This window comes from Pedobacter alluvionis (genome assembly GCF_003664035.1).
Taxonomy (GTDB): Bacteria; Bacteroidota; Bacteroidia; order Sphingobacteriales; family Sphingobacteriaceae; genus Pedobacter; species Pedobacter alluvionis.
The window spans coordinates 105,165-128,028 of the sequence record NZ_RCCK01000015.1; the positions used below are offsets into that span (position 1 = coordinate 105,165).

Below are 22,864 nucleotides of genomic sequence, written 5' to 3' on the forward strand. Positions count from 1 at the left end.
GAAAACCATGAAAAAGAGTCCGCCCTAAGTTCCAGTACTAAAAGCTCTTAAAAACCTAATTTCTAACCAATTATAATAAATCACTATGAACATCACTTTACCAGGCAATTGGTCTGTTTTGTCTTTGAAACAGAAATTGTATTCACTAAAGAAACTCATCAGTTTAAGTCTCTTAATCTTTTTATCCAGTATGGCAGCCTTTGCCCAGATCACTGTAAAAGGTATGATATACGATACTGATAAAACGCCTTTAGCCGGCGCAACCTTGCAAATAACGGGTACAAACACCAGAACGCAAAGCGATGCAGAGGGTAAGTACCAGATCACTGCCCCAAACGGAACAAGCCGGCTAACGGTAAGCTTTGTAGGTTACGAATCGCAAACAGTAAGTATCAACAATCAAACCCTGCTTAACATTACCTTAAGTTCGCTCAATAACCTCGACGCTGTTGTGATTATCGGTTATGCATCCGTGAGAAAAAATGATTTAACAGGTGCCGCAACAACCGTATCGGCCAAAGATTTTAATAAAGGCCCGCTAAATGCGCCCGATCAATTGATACAGGGTAAAGTTGCAGGTGTACAGATGATCAATAACAGTGGACAACCAGGTGGTGCCTCTACTGTTCGGATAAGGGGTAATTCTGCCATTACCGGAACAGGGCAGCCCCTTTATGTAGTAGATGGGGTAGCACTTGACGGAAGATCGGCGAGGCCATCAACAAGTGCGGGTATCGGTACAGCACCTGATGGCAATCCTTTAAACTTTATCAATCCGGCCGATATCGAGTCGATGGAGATATTGAAAGATGCATCGGCTACGGCAATTTATGGTTCGCGTGCTGCCTATGGTGTGGTTTTAATTACTACTAAAAGAGGAAAATCTGGTGAGACTAAAATCGATGTAAGTGCATCTGCAGGCGTAAGTAACATTGCAAGGCGGGTTGATGTTTTAACGGGTGATGAATACCGTGCAGCACTGCAGAAATACAGTCTTACAACCGGTGATTTCGGGAGCAGCGTTGACGCTTTGGATGCAATTACCAGAACAGCGTATAACCAAAATTACTCAATTGGTATTAGTGGCGGTACCAATGGTAATACTTTTCGTGTTTCACTTGGCTACCAGGATCAACAGGGGATCATCAAAACAACCGATTTTAAAAAATACAGTGCTGGCTTTAATGGTAATTTCAAATTTCTGGAAAGTAAAAAGCTGGGAGTGGACATTAACATGATCAGCAACCAGTACCTGGAAAGTGTAGCGCCAATTACCACCGATGCGGGGTTTACAGGAAGCTTAATTTCGCAGGCATTATCTTGGAATCCCACCCAATCTTTCTATAATCCCGATGGCAGTTTATTTATAGATTACGGTTCTACCACCATCAATCCTTTAGCTGCCCTGGCTGCAAATAACGATAAATCGAAAGTGTCTACCATTTTGGGCAGCGTTTCTCCATATTACAAAATTACGCCCTGGTTAGAGTACCGCATGCTTGCCAGTGTAAATTATAGCACAGGTATCAGAAGGGCATCTACCAGGAGTACTTTAAACCTGCAGGGCATCCAACCATCCGGAACCTTTCTTGGCGGTTATGCCAGCTACTCCAACAACGAATTGATTACCCAACAGTTTACCAATACCTTAAACTTTAATAAAGAAATTGCAAGCAAGCTAAACCTGAACGCGATTTTAGGTTATGAGTATTCAAACTTTATCAACAAAGGGGCAACCAATACTGCAACTGGTTTTGGCGATATCGCTGCCGATTATACGGATGCTTTTCAAACCACGGCACCAGCTAACCGTACATTTTCTACCTTTAATAACCCTGCAACAGAATTACAATCTTATTTTGCAAGGGCAATTTTTAATTATGATAACAGGTATATCTTAACTGCCACTTTCAGGGCAGATGGTTCTACCAAATTTGGTAAATCTAACCGTTATGGTTATTTCCCTTCTTTTGCCGCAGCCTGGGATATCAGAAAGGAAAGTTTCATGTCTGATATCCAATGGTTAGATCAGTTAAAATTACGTTTAGGTTATGGTAAAACAGGTAATCAGGACTTTCCATCTGGTTCTGCACAGCTCCGTTACGATTTTGGAAATGCGAACGGTTCGCCTATCCTAACGCCAATCAATAATGAAAATGCAGATTTAAAGTGGCAATCGGATAAACAGGCCAACGTGGGTATAGACTTCGGACTGTTTAAAAACAGGTTAACGGGATCAATAGATTATTTTAATAAAAAAACCAACGATTTATTGTTCCCGCAAATTGCATTTTCTCCTGCAGTTGGTGGTAATGTGCCTACCTGGGTAAATTTACCGGGCCAGATCATCAATAAGGGATTGGAGTTAACTTTAAATGGTACAATTATCGATAAAGATAACTTTACATGGTCTTTAGGCGGTAATGCCACTTTTATCAACAATAAAGTTCAGAACATAAATGGCATTATTAAAACAGGTTCGCTAAACGGCCAGGGTTTAAGTGGTGTCACAACCGAAGTGATCCAAAATGGTTTACCACTTTTTGCCATGGTTACCCGCCAGTATAATGGTTTGGATGCGAGTGGCTTTTCGCAATATACCGATGATGGCTTTACCGCTTATTATGTAGGTAATCCCAATCCGAAAGTGATTTTAGGTTTAAGTACCAATTTAAGGTATAAGAAATTCTCGTTCACGGCAAACTTTAATGGTTCATTTGGTCAGGATATTTACAATAACACCGCAAATTCTGTATTGGCTATTTCCAACCTTGGTGCCCAGCGGAATATTTCTGCCGCCTTGGTTAACGCACCTATTCAAGAGTCGCTTGCAAATCCAATTGCGGCTTCATCAAGGTATATCGAAAAAGGTAATTACCTAAAGTTGGCCAATGCCACCCTTAACTACAATATCGGGAATATCGGTAAATCAATAAAATCTTTAAACGTTTATGTTAACGGCCAAAACCTATTTGTAATTACAAAATACACCGGTTTTGATCCAGAGGTGAATGTAAACAAAGGTGTTAGCGGGGTTCCTTCTGCCGGGATAGATTATACAGCTTACCCAACAGCAAGGACCTTCAATTTTGGTGTTAATTTTTCCCTTTAATCTTTTAACTATAATAACATGAAAAATAAATATATTTTCAGTTTCGCTGTGGTTGCCCTAAGTTTTTCAGGCTGTACCAAGCTGGATGAAAACCTGAATGGCCAGGTTGGTAGTGGAGCAGTATCATCAAATAATGTTGCCGGGGTATTGGGTGCCACATACGCCGCAATGATCGGTCCTTACCAGGCACCATGGAATTGGGCCGCTTTGCAGGAAGTAACGTCTGACGAAATTATAGTGCCCACACGTGCAGGCGATTGGGACGATAATGGGGCATGGCGTGCATTACATTTACATAAATGGGCACCAGATCATGCCCGGATTTCGGACGTGTTCAGAGATTTAAATAGTATTTCTTATGTGGCTACAAGTGTTTTAAATGCAAGTCCAAATGCAGGGCAGGCCGCGCAGGCGCGTTTTTTACGTGCATTTGCCCAATTTTCTGTGCTTGATGGCTGGGGGCAGGTGCCTTATAGGGATCCCGGTGAAGGCGTTACCAAACCATCCCGTGTAAGAAATGCAGCAGATGAAATTACCTACCTCATTAGCGAGTTAACGGCAATCATTCCCGATCTGCCTGCCGGACCCGCAAATGTTGCCAATAAAAATGCGGCCAGAACACTTTTAATGAAACTTTATCTTAACAAAGGAGCTTTCCTGAATCGCAATACACCAACTTTTGATGCTGCAGATATGGCCAGGGTAATTTCGCTTGCCGATGAAATAGCAGCCGGAGGTTATGTACTCACGCCAAACTACTTCGATAATTTCGCTCCTACGAATGATCTGCTTTCAACTGAAAACATTTTTACCGCACAAAATTTAGGTGGTGTAAATGGCAGCGATCTGGATGGTCAGTGGAAATGTACCACACACTATAACCAGGACCCGAGTGGTTACAACGGTTTTTCGACACTATCAAACTTCTATGCAAAATTTGAAGCTGATGATAAACGAAGAGGCGGATCTTATGCTGGCCAAACCAATGTTGCAGGTGTTAGGGTAGGGTTTTTGGTTGGTCAACAGGTAAATCAGAATGGGGTGGCTTTAAAAGATAGAAAAGGCAATCCATTGGCATTTACGCCAGAGGTAAGCATTATAGAAAGAGACCCTAACCATTTGGAAGTGGCAGGTATCCGCGTGATCAAATACCCAATTGACTATGCGAATGCAGGTTCAAGAAAACCGGACAACGACTGGGTTTATTTCCGTTATGCCGACGTATTATTGATGAAAGCCGAAGCCCTGTTAAGAACATCGCAGCCAGCAGCTGCCTTAACCATTGTAAATTCGATCAGAACGGTTAGAGGTGCTTCAATTTTACCAAATTTAACATTGGATATATTACTGGATGAGCGTGGCCGTGAGTTATATTGGGAAAGTTTTAGGAGACAGGATTTAATCCGTTTTGGTAAATTCCTTGCTGCATGGCAAGAAAAACCGGCAAGTGAGGCTAAATACTTACTTTTTCCTATTCCCGATAATCAGCTTGGTAATCCAAATCTTATACAAAATCCAGGATATTAAAATTTAGCAGACACCGAGGGGGCCGAACCGTTAACAGGCTAATTATTTCTGTTAAGGGTTCGGCCTCTTTTTTATTAAAACCGATTGTATTCATCAAAATGGATGAGAAGAGGAATTCTCATCTCAATAGTTATTTTTTCATCAGTTTTAAAAGTACACCATTTGTCCAGCCAAAACCATCCTGTAGCGGATATTCGCCACCACCACCTTTACTATCCGTTTCTACCACATTATACTTTTCCATTAATTTTCCGGTTTCTTTAAATACCGAAATATTAAGGCTTATCCACCTTGTACTTATGGTATCGGCCAGTTTATCATAGCCATAATTGCGCAACCCCATAATACTGATATATTGCAGCGGTGCCCAAGCATTTGGTGCATCCCACTGTTGTTTTGTTGTGGTTAAGGTTGTAATTAAACCACCGGTTTTAAAAAAATCCTTTGCTAACTTCTCTTTAACAGCTTTCGCCTGTGCGTTTGTTGCCAGCTTAAAATAAAGAGGAAAAGCTGCTGCAAGCGTAAGCTGATTGGATAAAGAGCGTTTTTTCCAGTTATAGTCGGTAAAAAAGCCCTGGTTTTTGTTCCAGAAATATTTAAGGATAGCTGCCTTACGCTTAACTGCCTTTTTGGCAAATACTGCGGCCTTTGCATTATTGCCTGCCTCTTTGTTTGCCGCCGAAATTGTAGTTTCCAGATTGTATAATAATGTATTTAAATCAACAGGAAGCAGATCTGTAGTAATAATCTGGCTATAGTTTTTACCGTCGGCAAACCACCTGCTGCTAAAATCCCAACCCGATTCTGCAGCAGAACGTACATTTCTCAGAAATGTGGATGGAACTTGCTTTGTTGATTTTGCTGCTTCAAAATCTTCCCTGTACGATTCTTCACGTGGCTGATCGCTGGCATCGTAATAGCGGTTTAAAATGGTGCCATCTGTTAATCTTACCAGATGGTTAATGGCTTTTCCATTACCTATATTACTGGCACCTTTCATCCAGAAATTGTACTCTTTCTCCAATGCATCCCTATAATCCCGAAGTTTTACATCCTTACTATGCTGGGTTAGCAATTGAACCATAGCAGCAAAAAACGGAGGTTGCGAGCGTGTTAAGTAATACGTTCGGTTCCCATTCGGGATAAAACCGTATTTATTGATGAGGAAGGCAAAATTATCAACCATATCTTTTATGGTTTCTGTTTTATCTGCCTTTTGCAGGCCCAACATGGTGAAATAAGAATCCCAATAATAAACCTCCCTAAAACGGCCACCCGGAACAATGTAGGATTTTGGTAATGTCAGTAACGAAGTTTGATAAGAGGAAACTGTATCCGGATTTCTTTTTAAAACCGTCCACAGCGTGTCTAAATGTTTTTCGATACCTGCTTTGATATCCGAATGGTAAGCTGCGTGATGGTTTTCAGGCAGGATAAAGTATTCGCTTACAAATGCCTTTAAATCAAAATTTTTGTCTTTTTTGTGCGTGATATAAGCGTTCATGATTTCTGAAGGCTTCCTTTTTGGGATCGCATCCACGAAAGATTTACTATCAGGATAAATTCCTGCCATCTGAACTTGCTCAAATAAATTAGGATAGGTTTGCCTCGGACTCAATTCCTGTTGTGCAAATAACTGACAGGAAATGAATAATAAGCAAGGAAGCATCATTATTTTAATGCAAGAAAGGTTCTGACTCTTCATGTGGCTGGTGTTCTTAAAAATAATTAATTTAATCATAAAAATATCTCTTTTTTGGCATAACCAGGTGAAAAGAATCTATCTGGATCTCATTAGCAAACAAAGATTAACTTACATTCGTTTTAATATTAAACAGACTTCCATGGGAAAAACCAGAGATCAAAATAATGTTATCATTACCGGTGCTACCGGAATGGTTGGTGAAGGGGTATTGATGCGGTGCTTAAATAGCCCTGAAATAGATGGGGTTTTAGTCATTAATCGCAAACCTTCTGGCTATAGCCATGCAAAGCTGAAAGAGATTATCCACGCTGATTTTTTCGATTTCTCGGCGATAGAAAGTCAGTTAAAAGGCTATAATGCCTGTTTCTTCTGTTTAGGCATTACTTCAGTAGGTGCTGATCAGGAAACCTATTATAAAATGACTTATACACTTACCATGCATGTTGCGCAAACATTAAGCAAACTCAATAGCGATATGACTTTTTGTTATGTTTCTGGTGGAGGAACCAATGCGCATAGCCGTTTAAAATGGGCACAGGTAAAAGGCAAAACGGAAAGCGATTTAACAAAATTACCTTTCGAACAGGTTTTTAATTTCCGTCCGGGTTTTATTAAACCATTGCCAGGTCAGAAATATGCACATAAATTTTATACCTATATCAATTGGTTATTTCCGCTTGGAAGGGCTATTTATCCAGGTGGATTTTGCACGATGGCTGAACTGGGCGATGCGATGATCAATACTTTGAGCCACACTAATGAGCGGCGGATTTTAGAAGGAAAAGACATTATTGCCTTATCAAAAGAATAAGCCCGGGTGCTACAATGGGCTCCCGGGCTTAATTAATTATCAGCACCTTCCAGATCGGTTTAGGTTTATTTAGTTGTTTTTAGCAAATTTTAATATAATACAGCGGTAGCATTTTTATCTTTTTGTGATAATACTGTAGCACCTGAGCCACATTGGCCACCATTCATAAGTGATAGGGCATCTGTTCCGGTAACACCAGGAACATTAGTAGCAGTAGATTCGCCCTGAGCTGCCCAATTGGTATGTCTGAAAGAAATACAGTGACCGAATTCATGGCATATTGTTCTGGCACGTTGTGCAAAAGAATTACCGGCAATATAATTTTTATTGATTTTAACCAAAGCACCTGCACTTCCTCCCGAAGGGAACTGTCCCTGGCCGCAAACACCATTTCCTAAATTTTCATTTTTGATCAGAATGTCATAAGGTGCTGTTCTTACAACGCTAAAGCGTAAGGTCGAATTTGGAACAGCATTCCATTGCGCAATGGCACTATTGATCTCACTGCTCATTGAGGTCATAGATGCATCTACAAAAATCCTGATATTCAATTTTTTCGTTGCATTTACGATACTTCCGGTGTAATACTGTTCGGTTTTTAGCCCCGTATTAGCAGGGATTTCCATGTTTTTAGGAAATATAATATCTTCCTCAACAACATATTCATTTCCATTATCAACAATACTCGATTCGGGGAAGCCTAAATTTTTAATGTGCTGTAAAACCTTATCGGTATTTTTTACAGTTTCTTGTGGTTCTGATGTTAATGTTTCCTGGTTTTTTTTACATGCTGCAATTACTACTGCAACCATCGCTACGATCGCGATTCTTTTTAGGTTTTTTTTCATGGGATATTGGTTAGTTAATCCTTAAGAGCTGATAAACAAATGTAAAAGAACGTGTTACATTATTTTTTACCTGTCGGATAATTTTACACCAAGACTTAATCAATATGCTTTGTAATGTTTTAAAGTTGTATTTGTATTTAAAAATTTACACAAACAGTCTATTTTATGTGTTGTTTCTTGATTTAAATAAGAGTTTTGAAGAAAAAAATAGTTAATTCCATATTGCTCACCAATTAAAAAAGGGTACTACCAGTTTATTCTTCTTACCTTACCAAATTATGGCCAAGAAGGCCCAAATTTTATAGTATGCAAAATGAGAGTATAGCCTTACAGGCGAAAGTGTTTTTATATCATTTAAATAATGCTAACAACGAAAATGGTTTTCGGGCTTCAGAATCGTGGATATTTAGCCAGGTAAGTGAGCAGGGAAAGGCCGCAATCGAGCATGATTTCTTTCCTACAGTTTCTGTTCATGTAGATTCGAAAAAGATACATGATTTTACAGCCAGTGTATTATCGCAGCTTAAAGAGCAGCCCAAAATTAATGTGCCCAATCTTAATGTTAGTATCCAAACCGGGTCTGAATATTTTATTGCCTTTTCTCCTGACAGGGTGATTAGATAAGATTGGTATTGTGCAAAGTAGATTAGCGTATTCTTTTAAAGAATATATCTTCAATTGCAGGAAATTTAGCTAGTGAATAATATTTTCAGCTAAGTTTTTACGCTACCATAACATTGTCAGTGAGCTGTGTTTAGTTTGTTAACTAAAACAGAAAAGATAAGATATAGGAACAATTATTCGCAGAAACAAAGGAAGAAACTTCTCTTGTGGATTAGGGATTTATGATTAACAAAAAAGGTGATGATCTTGAAAGACCATCACCTTTTTTCATTATTTCTTATTATCGTATTTCCGCTGATTGTCCTTGTTCGAAGTCTGATCAGATCGTTGTCCGCCACCGTTGGTAATGCCCTGGATTTTTTTATCGGTTTTAACATCATGATTTGCCCGATCTGCTATTGAACTGCCCTGAACTGTGGGGTTGTTTTTTGGTGTGCCCGTATTTTTCATAATTATAAAATTTAGTGAATAATATTACAGAACGCTACATTAACAACCAATCTGGTGCGGGATATGTTTTGATTTTTTTGAGTTATTGTACTTCGATTAGTAGTCATTTCGAACAGAATGCATTTCAGCTGAGAAATCTAAGAAGAATAGATCTCTCCATTTCGCTACGCTTCAGTCGAGATGACGACGATTTGAAAGGCATATGTGACCAATGTCAATCACCAATGAACCAATGGCTACTGAATGAATGAACAACTTAGTACAATAAAAATATAGTTGGCTGTTTATGCAGGTCTATTTCCTCTTTTCGCCAGTTGTAAACACTTTGGGTTTTAATAAATTCATCTGTTGCAGTAAGGTTGCTGGCTACACATACCTGTGTATTGGGCTTGCAACTTTTCAGCACTTCTTCAAAAAGCTGGTTATTGCGGAAAGGTGTTTCGATGAATATCTGTGTTTGTTTGTAGCGGCTGGCCGATAAATCTAAATCTTTAATCCTTTTGGTGCGCTGCTCTTTATCGATTGGCAAATAACCCCAAAAGGCGAAACTTTGTCCGTTAAAACCCGATGCCATTAAGGCCAGTAAAATCGAGCTAGGCCCTACTAATGGTACCACTTTAATACCGCGTTTATGTGCTTCGGCAACAATATCGGCTCCTGGATCGGCAATGCCAGGGCACCCCGCTTCGCTCATCAAACCTACATCTTTACCCGCATTAAGCTCCGCAAAAAACTGACCTAAATCGGTGCGGTTATGTTTACCGTAATCGTGTACGATCAGATCTTTTTGAGGGGTTTTTAGTCCAGCCTCCTTTAAAAACTTACGGGCTGTTTTACTGTTTTCGACAATGTAGGTATCAATCTGGTTAATGGTATCAACCAAATAAGGAGTAAACGTTTTGTGTGCTACCTCTTCAGCCAATGGTACGGGAATAAGGTATAAAGTGCCTTTTTGCATGCTACAAAAATACTCACAATAAATAGAATTTAAGTTCTAAAGTTTGCTGTATTAGCAATATAATCTCTTTTGTAAGCAAAGGTGTAGCAAATTTTATTTCTAACTGACTAATTTTCTGCACAATTAAACTTCACTTAAAACGTTAAATATTAGTTAAATATGCCCTGCAACGCAATATTTGAAGGAAAACGCTAAAACTATGCTTGCATATTAAACCTTCTTTAATTTTGGTTCTCTAATTGATACACACACATTAGGTTATTAAAATAAACACACAAATGAAAACACTGAAATCTACGGCACTTGTGCTGGGGCTCTTTGCGCTCCTTGCCGGAACCACAACCCTTGTCAGGGCACAAGACTATCAAAACGATTACCAGAATGATGGTTACAGTACTGGCAACATCTCTTTACAGACTTTTTACGACGAACTTTCGCCCTATGGTACCTGGATTCAGGATCCACAATATGGTTATGTTTGGCGACCAGATGTAGATCAAAACGAATTTCGCCCATATTACACAAACGGGCGTTGGGCAATGACAGAATATGGCAATACCTGGGTTTCTAATTACGATTGGGGCTGGGCACCTTTCCACTATGGCCGTTGGGTAATTAACAGTTACAGGCAGTGGATCTGGTTACCTGATACCAATTGGGGACCAGCCTGGGTAGATTGGAGAAGTGGTGATGGTTATTACGGATGGGCGCCTATGGCACCAAGTATCAGTATTAATTTAAGCTTTGGCCGCCGTTATGCGGTACCGGAATTTTGCTGGAACTTTATTCCACAACGTAATATTTATATCAATACTTTCCCAAGATATGATTACGGTCGCAATAATGTATACATCCGCAACACCACAATCATCAATAATACTTATGTATATAATAGAAGAACTTATTATGGCGGTCCAAGGGTTGAAGATATCAGACGTGCAACCAATAGAGATGTAACAGTTTACCGTTATGCACAAAGTTCAAGACCGGGCGCAAGCAGGGTTGGTGGTAGAGAGGTTTCTATTTACAGACCAAGACCTGAACGTAATGCGGTAGATAATCGTAATGCTGCACCAAGAAGATTTGAACAAGGTAATGCTGGTATTAGCAGAGGCGGAAGAAACGAAGGGTATACCAATCGCGATCAAAGAGGCGGTAATCCAGGCAATAACGACAACCGTTTTGGATCTAGAGATAATCGTACTTCTACACAACCAGATAGAAATAATAACAATCAGCCAAATAACAGGGGCGAGGCTTATAACAGGGATGCAAACGGACGTATTAGTCGTGGTGGCACTAACGGAATTGATAACGGGAACAGGCAGGAAAATGCAAATCGTGGCCAGGATCAACAACGTTTAGATCAGATCAGACAACAGCGTAATCAAGATCGCATGAGCACAGATCAACAACGTAACCAACGTAATATGCAGCCACAACAGCCAGTCCAGAATGATCAGCAACGCGCTCAAATGGATCAACAAAGAGCACAACGTAATGAACAGATGCAACAGCAACGTGCGCAACAAGTGCAGCAGCAACAGCAGGAAAGAACCCAACGCGATGCACAGGCTCAACAGCAACGTAACGAGCAAATGCAACAGCAGCGTGTGCAACAAGCCCAGCAGCAACAGCAAGAAAGGACTCAACGCGATGCTCAAGCTCAGCAACAGCGTAATGAGCAAATGCAACAGCAGCGTGTGCAACAAGCCCAGCAGCAACAACAAGAAAGAGCACAACGCGATGCACAGGCTCAACAGCAACGTGCCCAGCAAGCGCAACAAGAGCGTGCACAACGTGATGCTCAGGCTCAACAACAAAGAGCTCAGCAGCAGCAACAAAGACAAGAACAAAGAAGAGAAGCTCCACCACAACAAAGAGGTGGTGGTGAAAGTGGAAGACCATCAAGAGGTGGCAGAGGATAAATGGAAAGTCCCGATGAAAATCGGGACTTTTTTATTGATGAACTTTTATAAAGTGTGCTTAGGTGCCTAAGGTGGTCATAACAATTGGGGAAACTGTTTAGTAATATCTGGTTTTTAACTATTTCATTTTAATGTTGACCACCTGAGTCACCTTAGAACATTTAAGCTTTTTAAGTGCAATCGTCATCCTTAGAATACAGCTTAATGAGGGATTTATATAAGTTAGCTTCGATATTTAGATTTCTCGGCTACGTTGCACTTCACTCGACAGGACGTAACGAAGCTTGCCCCGCTGCTATATGCAAATTACTCAAATCATTCCCCCTAAAAGTGCTTTCGGCATTTGGGTGCAGGTTTTCAGGATCGAGTAAAAAAGTAGTTATTCCCAGTTCCAGTCCGAATTTAATTTCCGATTCGGCATCATCGCCAATAATTAAAATGTCATTTTTGTCAAGGTGATGCTGATCGATCAATTTTTCAAAAGTTTTTTTCTTGTTAGCTATAGAAACATCAACTACATGCACTTCTTCAAAATCATCTGCGATGCCCAGCATCTTTACTTTTGAAAGCTGTTGTTTTGGAAAACCGGCCGTTACAATAAATTTCCGTCCGATTAAACTTTTGATGTGGTGATAATCGTCGCTCGGCTTTAAAGGCTTGGTTACTTCTCTGTTTTGGAGATAAGAAATCACGTCAGGCATTACTTCTTCTTTAAAACCGTATTTTTTAGCCACTTTCAGAAAAGGCGTTTTTAACATTTCCTGCTTGGCAAGTTGAAAATCTTCTTTGCTGATTCCTAAATCCATACTTTCCAAGAAACGGTATAATTCGCCCATCAACTGTTCTTCGTTCGCTTTGGTAAAATAAATGGTATTGTCCAGGTCTATAAAAAATATTCGCTTCATTGTGGATTGGTTTTTGTAAGATGAAAAAAATAAAAACACCTGTGGGTTAAATATGTTTAATAAGTAAATCACTAAGATCATGAAAAAAGAGACAAAAATTATAGTAGGCGTATTAGCCGGAGCAGCATTAGGAGCAACCATCGCATTGGCATTATCGTCAGATTCGACCAGCGATCTGAAAAGTAAAGTATCAGATTTTTTTGCTGATCTTTTAGATGCTTCTAAAGATAAATTAGCAGGTTTGGCAGATAAAGCCACAAGCGTTGCAGATAAGGTTAAAGATAAAGTAGCAGAAATAAATGCATAACGAATTGGAAGTGCCGGAAATATCCGGCATTTTTATTCTATATATTTTCTAACCAACATCTTGATGAACATTGCTTTTCATGGTGCCGCCCGTACGGTTACGGGGAGTAAGCACCTTATTACCTTAAAAAACGGTACCCGGATATTATTAGATTGTGGCTTATTCCAGGGAATGGGTCATGTTACCGATAAATTAAACGATTACTTTGGTTTCGATGCCAAAAAAGTTACTTATCTCGTTTTATCACACGCCCATATTGATCATTGCGGTTTATTACCCAAATTGATTGCCGAAGGTTTTGAAGGTAAGATTTTCTGTACCCCGGCCACTATGGATCTTGCCCGCATTTTAATGATGGATTCTGCCAAAATCCAGATGCAGGACGCTGAATATGCAAACCGCCACCTCCGCAACGGCGAAGAAATGGAAGAAGCACTTTATACAGAAGAAGATGTTATCAAAACACTTAGTCTGATGAAGATTGTGGAGTATGAAGAAGATTTTGAAATTGAACAGGAAATACGCTTGAAATTTACAGATGCTGGTCATATTTTGGGCAGTGCTGCAGTACACCTTACCATTACGGAAGAGGGAAAACCAACCCGGATTACTTTCTCTGGCGATGTTGGTCGTTATGGTGACCTGCTTTTAAAAAGTCCCCAGCAGTTTGACCAGGCCGATTACATCTTAATGGAGTCAACCTACGGCGATTCGCTACATAAAGATCTCGATCCGATCGAAGATCTGCTTTTGGAAATCATTAATAATACCTGCAAAGTAAAAAAAGGTAAAGTAATTATTCCGGCTTTTGCTGTTGGCCGTACACAGGAACTGCTTTATGCTTTAAACGGATTGGAACTAAAAGGTAAATTACCTGATGTTCCTTACTATGTAGATAGTCCGTTATCATCAAAAGCAACCGAAATTCTTAAGAATCACCCAGAAGTGTATAATAATGGGGTTAAAGAAACCTTAAAAATAGACCATGATGTGTTTGGATTTAAGGGCTTGCGCTTTATTGAGAGTGTGGAGGAATCGAAAGCTTTAAATGAAGATCCAAGGCCATCTGTAATTATTTCGGCATCGGGTATGGCGGAGGCTGGTCGGGTAAAGCACCACATCAGAAACAATATTAGTAACCAGAAAAATACGATTTTAATGGTGGGTTATTGTGAGCCAAATTCACTCGGTGGCAGGTTAATTGCCGGACAAAAAGTTGTTGAAATTTTCCGTGATGAATATGATGTTAAAGCTGAAGTACAATTGATAAAATCGATGAGTGCACATGGCGATTATGAGGATTTATTACAGTTTTTATCTTGCCAGGATCCGGCGAAAGTGAAACAATTGTTTCTGGTTCATGGGGAGTATGAGGTGCAACAGCATTTTGCCACGAGGTTAAAAGATAATGGTTTTAAACATGTAGCCATACCAGAATACCATCAAGTGTTTGAGTTTGGAGTAACTATATTTTTTTAGCTTTATTTTTAAGAATTAAGCGTTGGTCTGGATTTGAGACCCATACCCTTATCCTCCATTTCAGTTTGATTTTATTAGGATTACAAATCCTTAGCTCTTTTAGACGGGATTGCAAATCCCGACCAGCAGCGTAACGATTAAGCGTTGGTCTGGATTTATAATCCAGACCGTTGTTTGATTCTCTTAGTCGGGATTACAAATCCCGACCAGCACAATGCACAGCATGGCCATTTTCCATCTTACCTCATACCTCTTCCATTTTCCCTATCTTTGCCCCATGGATGTTTTTGGTAAAGCGCTAACAGATATTTATAGAACGGGAGAGGCAGAAACTCTTTGGCTGCACAATTCGTATGGTGAGCCAGAAGAAATGCCATTAGAATTTTTCTTTCGTGATGATGAAGATATGCCTGTTTTAGAACTTCAGGCTTTGCATTTATGTAGTGGCAAGGTGTTGGATATTGGTGCTGGTGTAGGTAGTCATGCATTGCTTCTACAAGCATTTAATATTGATGTTACGGCTATTGATATTTCTGAAGCAGCAGTGAACATTATGAAAGACCGTGGTGTGAAAAAAGCATTCGTACAGGATGTTTTTACCTATGAGGAGAAATTCGATACCATTATTATGCTGATGAACGGTATCGGTTTAACAGGAAATTTGCCCGGTTTTAAAGATTTTCTGATCAAGTTAAAAGACCTGATCAATCCTGAAGGGCAGGTAATTTTCGATTCTTCTGATATTGCTTATTTATATGAAGATATGCCCAAGCCGCAAAACCAATACTATGGTGAAGTATCTTACCAGTATGAATATAAGGGAGAAAAAGGGAATTGGTTCAACTGGATTTATATAGATGAGGAAACTATCAAACGTACCGCTAAAGAAACAGGATGGGACACAGAAATGATTTTTGATGATGGAGAAGATCAGTATTTGGTAAAGCTAACTTTAAAGGCATAATCAAAAAAACTAATTCTTTAGGTGTTAAAAATGCTTTAGGCTTCTGCAGATACTAAAAGAGAAATTACATGGACTAGTCATAAAGGGCAGCTATTCCATCAGTTTTTGATTAAAGCCAACAATTAATTTGAACAGATCTTTGTACTTGGTAAGGGGTAATGTTTCAGGTTTATCGAATACATCGTGGTAGGCAGAGGGGCCACCCTGGGTATAAATGAAAAATGCTGGAACACCTTTTTCAGTAAAGAAATAATGATCACTGTTGGCTGCTTTACCTCTCGGGTTTATTTTTGAGATATACAGATTTTTATTGTTAATGGCGTTGAGCATAGCAAATGCTTTAGGGTAAACAGATGCATTAACCACGGTCATCCCGGCTTCGCCAGTTCCAACCAGATCGAGGTTAAGGAGGAATTTTATATTACTTAAAGGAACCAAAGGGTTCTCTACAAAATATCTTGATCCTAATAATCCGGCTTCTTCAGCTGCAAAACAGATGAAACCAATGGAGTAGGGTTGAGGATGGGCAGCATAATATTTGGCTAAACTTAATAGGGTAGCCACGCCAGCCGCGTTATCATTTGCTCCAGGGAAAAAGGTATCAGCCCCCATACCACCCAGATGGTCGTAATGTGCGGTAATGATTAAAATGGAATCGGGAAATTTAGTGCCCTTTACTAAACCGCAAACGTTTGCCGCCTCAAAGTTAGGAATGAATTTGTTTTCAATATCAACACTGATTTTTTTTGGTATTGCGGTAAAATTCTTTTTATTTAGCTGGATGGTGGTTACTTCTCCAACTTCAGTAGCTACTGACCAGGTTAATTTATCTTTTAGTGAAACATTTAATGAAGGTGTAGCCTGGTAATTAAGACTATCAATCGGAGTTAAACGTGTCGTTTGTTTAATACCCGGACTCTCATTATTTACAATGAAATCTTTACCCGGAACAAGTTTTTGTCCATTGATGGCTACCATCATTTTTCCCGGGAAGGTGTTTACAGGGAAATTAAAAGGCTGCGGATAAGAATTACCCATTGGCAGCAGACCAATTTTTTGATATTCTACCGCAAGATATTCTGCTGCTTTTTTCATCCCATCTTTGGTATAACCTCTACCCCATAATTCTTTTGAGGTAAGGGTATTTACTACATTTCTGGTATAGGTAGAATCTTGAGCGAAACTGTACTTTAAAAATAGAAAAAATACAATTAAGAAGAAAAATCTCATATCAAATATTGAATCGTATTGGGGTATTACTCTGTTTTGGGTAATTGTTTTGGTTGATCAAACAACCTGAAAATAGCATATGAAAGCGGAATAATAAGTGTTATGGTAATTTCCTTTGCCTGGAAGTTAAAATTTAAAAATAGAATTGACAATGCACATAGTGTCCAAACAATACCAGCAGCCAGAAAATAGTTTTTAAAAAAGTTCATGAGATTAACATTAGATATTTGCTAAATATAGAGCATAATTGAGATTTTTACAAGCCTTCTGGCTTTATGATAGGTAAAACATGCTTATAAAGCTCGACTAACATGGTGTGTTTAGCACCAAGAATTACTAGACCTAAGTTAATAAACCTGATCAAGCGTAAAGCCCGGAACGAGGCACGTGAGGACTTGCAGCGATAGCAGGACTTTAGCAACCGAAGTGTGCCAGACTTTGATTTTCATATTAATATTACCTACACACCCAAGTGATAAGGCATGGTTAAACATAAAATGGTTGACAGTTAACAGACCATTGCCGTTAACCATCAACCATCAACCATTCGTTATAATTTGACTGCTTTACTTTACCAAATAAGGCTGTAAAGCGGTTTTAATTTTTTCTTTGTTCTGGTTTGCTGACCATTTTTCTTTAATAGATTGATCGCCCAAGCTAAAAAGTGTTTCGTAAAGCAACTTGCCATTGGCCATGGTTTGTACTTTGAAGGTGTTTTGAGATCCGATGATATCTGTCCAAACGCCACGTACATCAGCCCAGTAAGATTTTTGGCTGTCCCACCATTTTTGTGCATTGGCAAAAGTTTTAGGGTCTATTTTCGTAAATTCCTCATAACCTTTTTCAACGGCTAAAAGTTTATCGCCACTGGCAGAGCGCACAATTTTTTTATTGTCCTGCTCAAACATCCAACCATCTTTAGTAATGGTTATTCTGCTGCCGCGGTTTAATACATTGTAATCTTTACGTACAGTAGATTCTCTTCTCGGAAGTGGAGAATCGGTTTCGCTAGACCAGGAATCGTGACCGCCAACATGGCTCCAGGTACCGTAACCCTGGTAACGTGGACTATCATCAACCTGATACACTTTTTGGGTCCATTTGCCTTTTACATCTGCTGGTGTTAAATTGCCTTTTTTCCATGCATTACCTTCTGTATAAAGCATAATGTTGGTGTCTTCATAAGTCCAGTCCTGACGCCAGTGTTTAATAACCGTAGTATCGTTAATGGCCAGCATGTGTTGTATCACAATTCTTTTAGGCTCATCAACAATAATTTCGGCCCATTCGTTGCCATGGCTTTCGTAAGGTTTGCTGAATTTGTAATTTGGATCAGGTGCGGTTACTTCGCCATAATTGAAATTCACCTCATAAAAACCGGCTAAAGATTTTATTGCTTTCCGATCCTTCTCTAGCTTTTCTTCCGGCGAGTCAACTTTTGTTTGCGCATTAGCATTAAGGGTAATTAAACCGCTTAAGACTAAAAATAGATTTAAAAATTTCATGTTTATTATTAATTAGGATGTACTTATTTTTCCGCCATTGCGGGATTTTTTTTCTTTTTTCCTTTTCCCCACCAGATAATAAATCCGGTTATAGGTAAACTTGCTGCAATAAGACTGGCGAAAAATGCCATTATTTTTCCGGGAAGGCCTAAAATAGCTCCAACGTGGATATCGTAGTTCATGCCAATTACAGTTTCACCTCCGTTTTTTTCTGATTGGTTTGTTCTATGTAATAATTTGCCCGAGTACTGATCGAACTGTAAAATATCATAATTCCAGTAAGTTTCTTCACCACGGTAACCTGTGGCATAAATAGTTGCTGTCCCGCCTCCCGCTGGTGACATACCAATACGATCTTCGTTTTTAAAAATCTTTTTGGCCTGATCAAAGGCAATATTGAATGGAACGGCATTACTGGTTTTTGTTGAGTCAGATTTTATTTCTACCACTTTTGGTGGGGTAGTGGTTCCTGATGCGACAACATAAACTGCTCCCTGAAACCATTGAAAAGCCCACACCAAGCCCGTTAAAGCCAGCATCAGGCATATAATCATGACATAAAAACCCAGTACATTGTGCATGTCGTAATTAATACGTTTAAATTTGGCTTTCCATTTTACTTTAAAACTCTTATCAAAGTTTGATTTCTTGAGATTTTTAGGCCACCACATTACCATACCTGAAATGAGCAGGAACACAAAAATAAAAGTAGACCAACCGATAACCTGTTGACCAATGGGATGATTGATCAGCAAACTCCAATGAATCATTTTAACCACTGCAAAAAAATCATATTTATGATCGGCCACCAGTGTTACTTTTCCTGTGTAAGGATTTACCAGTACCAGATCGTAATAATCAACTGAATCGAAGTACCAGAAGGCTTTAGGATTACCAGCTTTATAAGTGCCAAATTCCCATGCCCTCTCCGGCGCTTTATAAGTAGAAATAAAATCAATTTTCTTTTTATTTCCCAATGCTTTTTCAGCATTGGTTTTCAGCAAACTTAATGGCAAGGTTTTAAGGTTTGATGGCACATCAACAAAATATGCTTTGCGGTGAATCAACTCAGTAATTTCCTTTTGAAAAACATATATACATCCGGTAATGCCCAACATCAATACGATCAGGCCCGATACGATACCTAACCACAGGTGCAGCCAGTCACTAATCCGTCGTAGTCGCGATTTTTTGTTCTTTGATTTTATTGATGTTTTTGTTAGTGTCATTAGCAAGCTGAATAAAAGAACCAATTAGGCTTTTTCGAGACGAATTGGCTTTAAATTTTGTAAAATTTACGACTACTTAACCTCAGTAGTATAAGTCACTAAATGCCAAACTTTGTCGTAATCTTTTCCATTTAATTTTCCAGGTGTTTTATCTTCTGTAAAGGCTTCCAGGAAATAGTTTCCTTTTTGTTCTGGCTTGAAAGTGAATTTTCCTTCTGCATCGGTTTCGGTAGGCTGTGCTTTTCTTTCAGCATTTACAACCGTTAACTTCTGCTTTGCAAAAGGTGTTTTGTTGTAAATTACCTGATGAATTGATGTTTCGCCTACACTTAAAGAATGTTTATCTGGTCTGATGGTTAGTGCTGCGGTAGCTGGGAAAGCGGTGTTAATTTTTGCGTTTCCTACGGCAACATCTGCAAAAGCATAATATTCAATTTTAGCTTTCTCATAAATGTCAGCAACTTCATGAACCACAGAAAGTTTATAAGTGCCTTCCTGATCTGGAGTGAAGCTTGCTTTAAAGAAACTTACATCGGCAGCAGTAGCTAAAACTTTCGTTGTTCCGTTTGGAGCAGTTAGAGCCAGTTTAAATTCTTTTAAGTTGCTAAACCATTTTGCGGCAGAATCAGGTTCGTTGCTTTCGTATTCTCCGAAGAAAACTTTCACTTCCTGTGCTTTCCCTTTTTTGCCTGTTGAAGCTGTTTCTATCCATAAAGCATGTGCAAATGCACTCGAAATGCTAAGGGCTAGAAATAAAAATAGTAATGAGATTTTAGTTTTCATGTTTTCTGGTTGGGTTTTAAAACCAGGAGAAATTGATCTGATCCAGCTTCTCCTGATTAATTTAATTTAAAATTTATAGGCTACGCTTACTCTGTAGTTTCTTGGTGCTTCGGCCTGCCATGAGTAAACCGGTTGGTTGTAAGTTGGGGCGTTCCAATAGTTGGTATAATACGCTCCGCTGTATAAATACTTATCCAAAATGTTAAATGCATTTGCCGTGACTTTTATTTTTTTATTCGACCAGAATAAACCTCCATCAAGTTTAAAATAGTCGGGAAGATTTTCATTTGCATTTTCTCCACTGTAGGTGCCAACAGCCCTGTCGACAAGATAGGTAAAGCCTCCTGAGATGCCGAATCCTTTAAGCACTCCGTTCTGTAATGAGTAGGTTAACCATGCGTTAGTGGTATGTTTTGAAAAACCCGGTACCACCTGACCAACAAAAACGCCTTCAACTCCATCTGCTACCTTTGTTACTTTCGCATCGGTATAGGCATAGTTTGCAATTAAGTTTAATCCTTTGGCCAATTCGCCACGAACATCAAACTCTACGCCCTGTGCTCTTTTTTCGCCAATTACGATGCTAAAAGTTTCTCCTGCCTTATTGGTAGGATCCCCGGTAATCTCGTTTTGTTTGGTAATCCTGTAAAGGGATAGGGTGGTGTTCCAACGGCCATCAAACCAGTCTTTTTTGATGCCAAATTCTTTATTGTTACCGGTAATGGGTTTTGCGGTACCACCATCGCGGAAAAAGCCGGTTTGTGGAGTAAAGGCTTCGTCATAAACCGCGTAAACAGAGGTGTTTTTATCAACTGATACACTTAAACCTACCCTTGGGGTAACATGCTTTGCTTTATCTGCCGGGCTTCCGTATGCCGATTGGTTAACATAGGTATAACGGCCTGCAAGGGTTAAACGAAGAATGTTATCGAAAAATCCTAATTCATCCTGCACATAACCACTCAGGTATTTTTGATCCATTAAACCGCCTGCTGCAATTGCCCTTTCTTCTAAAGGAGTAACACGGTCGAAATTTGGATACCCGTTTGATGGAAAGCCATAATCAGGGTTATATACATTAAATGGAGAACTGGCCAGGTCTAAATCGTGAGATTGACCCCAATCGGCTATATAATTTTTCTTACCCCCATCAAAACCAGCTAAAATCCGGTGTGTAATACCGCCGGTTTTAACCGTTCCGTTCACAAACAACTGTGCTAATTTCATGCTGCTTTCAGCATCCCATATCCCAACATTACGAATGATGGTGCCATTTGGATATACCGCCGATGGCCATGAGCTTGAGCCATTTTGTAAATATTTATAATAAGCTGTCTGAGCAGTTAATTTCCAATTTTGACCTAGTTGTTGTGTTAGGTTCAATGTTATACTATGATCGTTGATTCGGGTAGGTTGTACCCCAGGTTGCGTTAAGGTAAATTCTCTTGGTAAGCTGGCATACCCGGCGGTATTAAAAATGTAATAAGAACCCACTTCAGTCATTTTTGCATTTTGCAAAGTATATTCTGCTGTTAGTTTAGTGCTTGGCGTGATCTGATAGCTCAGTACAGGTGCAAAACTGTAACGGTCATTTTTTTCGTATGGCCTGAAGGATGCCTTATTTTGTGCAGCAGCATTTAGCCGGAATAAGAATTTGCCATCTGCTGTTAGCTTATGGTCAAGATCAATTGTTGTACGGTATAAATCGAAGCTTCCGGCAGTAAACGAAACCTCTCCCTGGTTTAAACCAGTAGGCTTTTTGGTTACCACATTATACATTCCGCTTGGATCGCCATTGCCCAGCATAAATCCGGCAGGACCTTTAACAAACTCAATATGGTCAACAAAACTCATGTCTTCCGTCAGCGGTCCCCAGGAAGAAGAAACTACATTAAAACCATTACGCATGGCCTGAATTTGCGATCCGCGCATTAAAATATTGGTGTACATATCTCCCCAGTGTTCAAGGCGAACTGCACCACTTACATTTCTAATCAATCCATCACTCATGCTAATAATCTGCTGGTCTTTAAGGATTTGATTACTTACGATCTGAATGTTTTGTGGTGCCTCCAGTAATGGCTCGTTTAACCTAAGTGTAGCAGAAGGTAAACTCACTTTGTATTTTTGATTAATACCTGCTATTGTAATTTCCTCCAGCGCCTGATCATTTTCTTTCAAAACGAAATCGATAACTTTTGTTTCTCCTGCAGCGATTGTAACGCTTTTTTCTGAGGCATCGATACCAACTGCAGAAGCTTTAATTGTATAAGTACCGGCTTTAACACGGTGAATGGTATATAAACCATTATCATCTGATGTAGTGCCTTGACCCTTGCCCTTTAATCCAATTGAAATATAGGCCGCTGGTTTTCCGTTAGAAGTGGTAACCTTTCCCTTTATTGTTCCAAATTGTTGTGCAAATGAAAATAAGCTAAAGAGAGAGAGTAAGAACGTTAAGCCAATAGGTTTAATTTTATTCATTTTTTAATTTTATTG

General features: G+C 39.4%; 18 protein-coding genes. 8 read left to right on the forward strand and 10 right to left on the reverse strand.

Going from position 1 to position 22,864, the window contains the following annotated elements; genetic code table 11:
* Positions 1-85: 85 nt before the first annotated feature.
* On the forward strand, positions 86-3,112 hold the full coding sequence (locus BCL90_RS22515) for a SusC/RagA family TonB-linked outer membrane protein (protein WP_244095123.1): 3,027 nt from the start codon (positions 86-88) through the stop codon (positions 3,110-3,112).
* An 18-nt stretch (positions 3,113-3,130) separates the two neighbouring features.
* Positions 3,131-4,639 carry a RagB/SusD family nutrient uptake outer membrane protein gene (locus BCL90_RS22520; protein ID WP_121287495.1) on the forward strand — a complete coding sequence of 503 codons (1,509 nt, stop codon included), beginning with the start codon at positions 3,131-3,133 and terminating at the stop codon, positions 4,637-4,639.
* A 130-nt stretch (positions 4,640-4,769) separates the two neighbouring features.
* On the opposite strand, the gene treF is transcribed toward BCL90_RS22520, so the two are convergent.
* A complete protein-coding gene (gene treF / locus BCL90_RS22525; RefSeq protein ID WP_244095124.1) occupies positions 4,770-6,380 on the reverse strand; it encodes an alpha,alpha-trehalase TreF in 1,611 nt (536 codons plus the stop codon).
* 103 nt (positions 6,381-6,483) lie between these two features.
* On the opposite strand from treF, the gene BCL90_RS22530 reads away from it, so the two are divergent.
* Positions 6,484-7,155, forward strand: a complete 672-nt coding sequence (locus BCL90_RS22530; protein WP_121287830.1) for an NAD-dependent epimerase/dehydratase family protein — start codon at positions 6,484-6,486, stop codon at positions 7,153-7,155.
* A gap of 89 nt (positions 7,156-7,244) precedes the next feature.
* Here the strand turns inward: BCL90_RS22530 and BCL90_RS22535 are convergent, their stop codons facing one another.
* Positions 7,245-8,003, reverse strand: coding sequence for a M57 family metalloprotease (locus BCL90_RS22535; RefSeq protein WP_121287497.1), 759 nt, complete (start codon positions 8,001-8,003; stop codon positions 7,245-7,247).
* 306 nt (positions 8,004-8,309) lie between these two features.
* On the opposite strand from BCL90_RS22535, the gene BCL90_RS22540 reads away from it, so the two are divergent.
* A complete protein-coding gene (locus tag BCL90_RS22540) occupies positions 8,310-8,627 on the forward strand; it encodes a hypothetical protein (protein ID WP_121287499.1) in 318 nt (105 codons plus the stop codon).
* A gap of 270 nt (positions 8,628-8,897) precedes the next feature.
* Here the strand turns inward: BCL90_RS22540 and BCL90_RS22545 are convergent, their stop codons facing one another.
* Entirely contained in the window at positions 8,898-9,077 is a 180-nt protein-coding gene (locus BCL90_RS22545; protein ID WP_090765130.1) for a hypothetical protein, read from the reverse strand.
* Positions 9,078-9,333: 256 nt separating this feature from the next.
* Positions 9,334-10,035, reverse strand: a complete 702-nt coding sequence (locus BCL90_RS22550) for an SAM-dependent methyltransferase (RefSeq protein ID WP_121287502.1) — start codon at positions 10,033-10,035, stop codon at positions 9,334-9,336.
* Positions 10,036-10,313: 278 nt separating this feature from the next.
* On the opposite strand from BCL90_RS22550, the gene BCL90_RS22555 reads away from it, so the two are divergent.
* Positions 10,314-11,963: a DUF6600 domain-containing protein gene (locus tag BCL90_RS22555; protein ID WP_121287504.1), complete on the forward strand. Its 1,650-nt coding sequence runs from the start codon at positions 10,314-10,316 to the stop codon at positions 11,961-11,963.
* 260 nt (positions 11,964-12,223) lie between these two features.
* Here BCL90_RS22555 and BCL90_RS22560 read toward each other — a convergent pair whose 3' ends face one another.
* Positions 12,224-12,868 (reverse strand): HAD family hydrolase, encoded by a 645-nt coding sequence (locus BCL90_RS22560; protein ID WP_166792247.1) that lies wholly within the window; start codon positions 12,866-12,868, stop codon positions 12,224-12,226.
* Positions 12,869-12,947: 79 nt separating this feature from the next.
* Here BCL90_RS22560 and BCL90_RS22565 point away from each other — a divergent pair, with 79 nt between their 5' ends.
* The 3 genes from BCL90_RS22565 to BCL90_RS22575 all read left to right on the forward strand — a co-directional run bounded on the left by BCL90_RS22565 (position 12,948) and on the right by BCL90_RS22575 (position 15,618).
* Positions 12,948-13,175: a YtxH domain-containing protein gene (locus BCL90_RS22565; protein WP_121287508.1), complete on the forward strand. Its 228-nt coding sequence runs from the start codon at positions 12,948-12,950 to the stop codon at positions 13,173-13,175.
* 63 nt (positions 13,176-13,238) lie between these two features.
* Positions 13,239-14,654 carry an MBL fold metallo-hydrolase RNA specificity domain-containing protein gene (locus BCL90_RS22570; protein ID WP_121287510.1) on the forward strand — a complete coding sequence of 472 codons (1,416 nt, stop codon included), beginning with the start codon at positions 13,239-13,241 and terminating at the stop codon, positions 14,652-14,654.
* A gap of 223 nt (positions 14,655-14,877) precedes the next feature.
* Complete coding sequence (locus tag BCL90_RS22575) at positions 14,878-15,618, forward strand: class I SAM-dependent methyltransferase (protein WP_317126843.1); 741 nt, start codon at positions 14,878-14,880, stop codon at positions 15,616-15,618.
* Positions 15,619-15,708: 90 nt separating this feature from the next.
* Here the strand turns inward: BCL90_RS22575 and BCL90_RS22580 are convergent, their stop codons facing one another.
* The 5 genes from BCL90_RS22580 to BCL90_RS22605 form a co-directional block, all read right to left on the reverse strand.
* Positions 15,709-16,848: a M28 family metallopeptidase gene (locus tag BCL90_RS22580; protein WP_121287514.1), complete on the reverse strand. Its 1,140-nt coding sequence runs from the start codon at positions 16,846-16,848 to the stop codon at positions 15,709-15,711.
* 566 nt (positions 16,849-17,414) lie between these two features.
* Positions 17,415-18,353: a DUF6607 family protein gene (locus BCL90_RS22590; RefSeq protein WP_121287518.1), complete on the reverse strand. Its 939-nt coding sequence runs from the start codon at positions 18,351-18,353 to the stop codon at positions 17,415-17,417.
* A gap of 23 nt (positions 18,354-18,376) precedes the next feature.
* A complete protein-coding gene (locus tag BCL90_RS22595; protein WP_121287520.1) occupies positions 18,377-19,582 on the reverse strand; it encodes a PepSY-associated TM helix domain-containing protein in 1,206 nt (401 codons plus the stop codon).
* 72 nt (positions 19,583-19,654) lie between these two features.
* Complete coding sequence (locus BCL90_RS22600) at positions 19,655-20,365, reverse strand: DUF4198 domain-containing protein (protein ID WP_121287522.1); 711 nt, start codon at positions 20,363-20,365, stop codon at positions 19,655-19,657.
* Positions 20,366-20,431: 66 nt separating this feature from the next.
* Positions 20,432-22,849: a TonB-dependent receptor gene (locus tag BCL90_RS22605; RefSeq protein WP_121287524.1), complete on the reverse strand. Its 2,418-nt coding sequence runs from the start codon at positions 22,847-22,849 to the stop codon at positions 20,432-20,434.
* Positions 22,850-22,864: the final 15 nt, after the last annotated feature.

What these genes read in the sequence shown, in the direction of transcription:
- BCL90_RS22515 (WP_244095123.1), top strand. Translation starts at nt 86, where the DNA reads ATGAACATCACTTTACCAGGCAATTGGTCTGTTTTGTCTTTGAAACAG.
- BCL90_RS22520 (WP_121287495.1), top strand. Translation starts at nt 3,131, where the DNA reads ATGAAAAATAAATATATTTTCAGTTTCGCTGTGGTTGCCCTAAGTTTT.
- treF (WP_244095124.1), bottom strand. Translation starts at nt 6,380, where the DNA reads ATGATTAAATTAATTATTTTTAAGAACACCAGCCACATGAAGAGTCAG.
- BCL90_RS22530 (WP_121287830.1), top strand. Translation starts at nt 6,484, where the DNA reads ATGGGAAAAACCAGAGATCAAAATAATGTTATCATTACCGGTGCTACC.
- BCL90_RS22535 (WP_121287497.1), bottom strand. Translation starts at nt 8,003, where the DNA reads ATGAAAAAAAACCTAAAAAGAATCGCGATCGTAGCGATGGTTGCAGTA.
- BCL90_RS22540 (WP_121287499.1), top strand. Translation starts at nt 8,310, where the DNA reads ATGCAAAATGAGAGTATAGCCTTACAGGCGAAAGTGTTTTTATATCAT.
- BCL90_RS22545 (WP_090765130.1), bottom strand. Translation starts at nt 9,077, where the DNA reads ATGAAAAATACGGGCACACCAAAAAACAACCCCACAGTTCAGGGCAGT.
- BCL90_RS22550 (WP_121287502.1), bottom strand. Translation starts at nt 10,035, where the DNA reads ATGCAAAAAGGCACTTTATACCTTATTCCCGTACCATTGGCTGAAGAG.
- BCL90_RS22555 (WP_121287504.1), top strand. Translation starts at nt 10,314, where the DNA reads ATGAAAACACTGAAATCTACGGCACTTGTGCTGGGGCTCTTTGCGCTC.
- BCL90_RS22560 (WP_166792247.1), bottom strand. Translation starts at nt 12,868, where the DNA reads ATGAAGCGAATATTTTTTATAGACCTGGACAATACCATTTATTTTACC.
- BCL90_RS22565 (WP_121287508.1), top strand. Translation starts at nt 12,948, where the DNA reads ATGAAAAAAGAGACAAAAATTATAGTAGGCGTATTAGCCGGAGCAGCA.
- BCL90_RS22570 (WP_121287510.1), top strand. Translation starts at nt 13,239, where the DNA reads ATGAACATTGCTTTTCATGGTGCCGCCCGTACGGTTACGGGGAGTAAG.
- BCL90_RS22575 (WP_317126843.1), top strand. Translation starts at nt 14,878, where the DNA reads ATGGCCATTTTCCATCTTACCTCATACCTCTTCCATTTTCCCTATCTT.
- BCL90_RS22580 (WP_121287514.1), bottom strand. Translation starts at nt 16,848, where the DNA reads ATGAGATTTTTCTTCTTAATTGTATTTTTTCTATTTTTAAAGTACAGT.
- BCL90_RS22590 (WP_121287518.1), bottom strand. Translation starts at nt 18,353, where the DNA reads ATGAAATTTTTAAATCTATTTTTAGTCTTAAGCGGTTTAATTACCCTT.
- BCL90_RS22595 (WP_121287520.1), bottom strand. Translation starts at nt 19,582, where the DNA reads ATGACACTAACAAAAACATCAATAAAATCAAAGAACAAAAAATCGCGA.
- BCL90_RS22600 (WP_121287522.1), bottom strand. Translation starts at nt 20,365, where the DNA reads ATGAAAACTAAAATCTCATTACTATTTTTATTTCTAGCCCTTAGCATT.
- BCL90_RS22605 (WP_121287524.1), bottom strand. Translation starts at nt 22,849, where the DNA reads ATGAATAAAATTAAACCTATTGGCTTAACGTTCTTACTCTCTCTCTTT.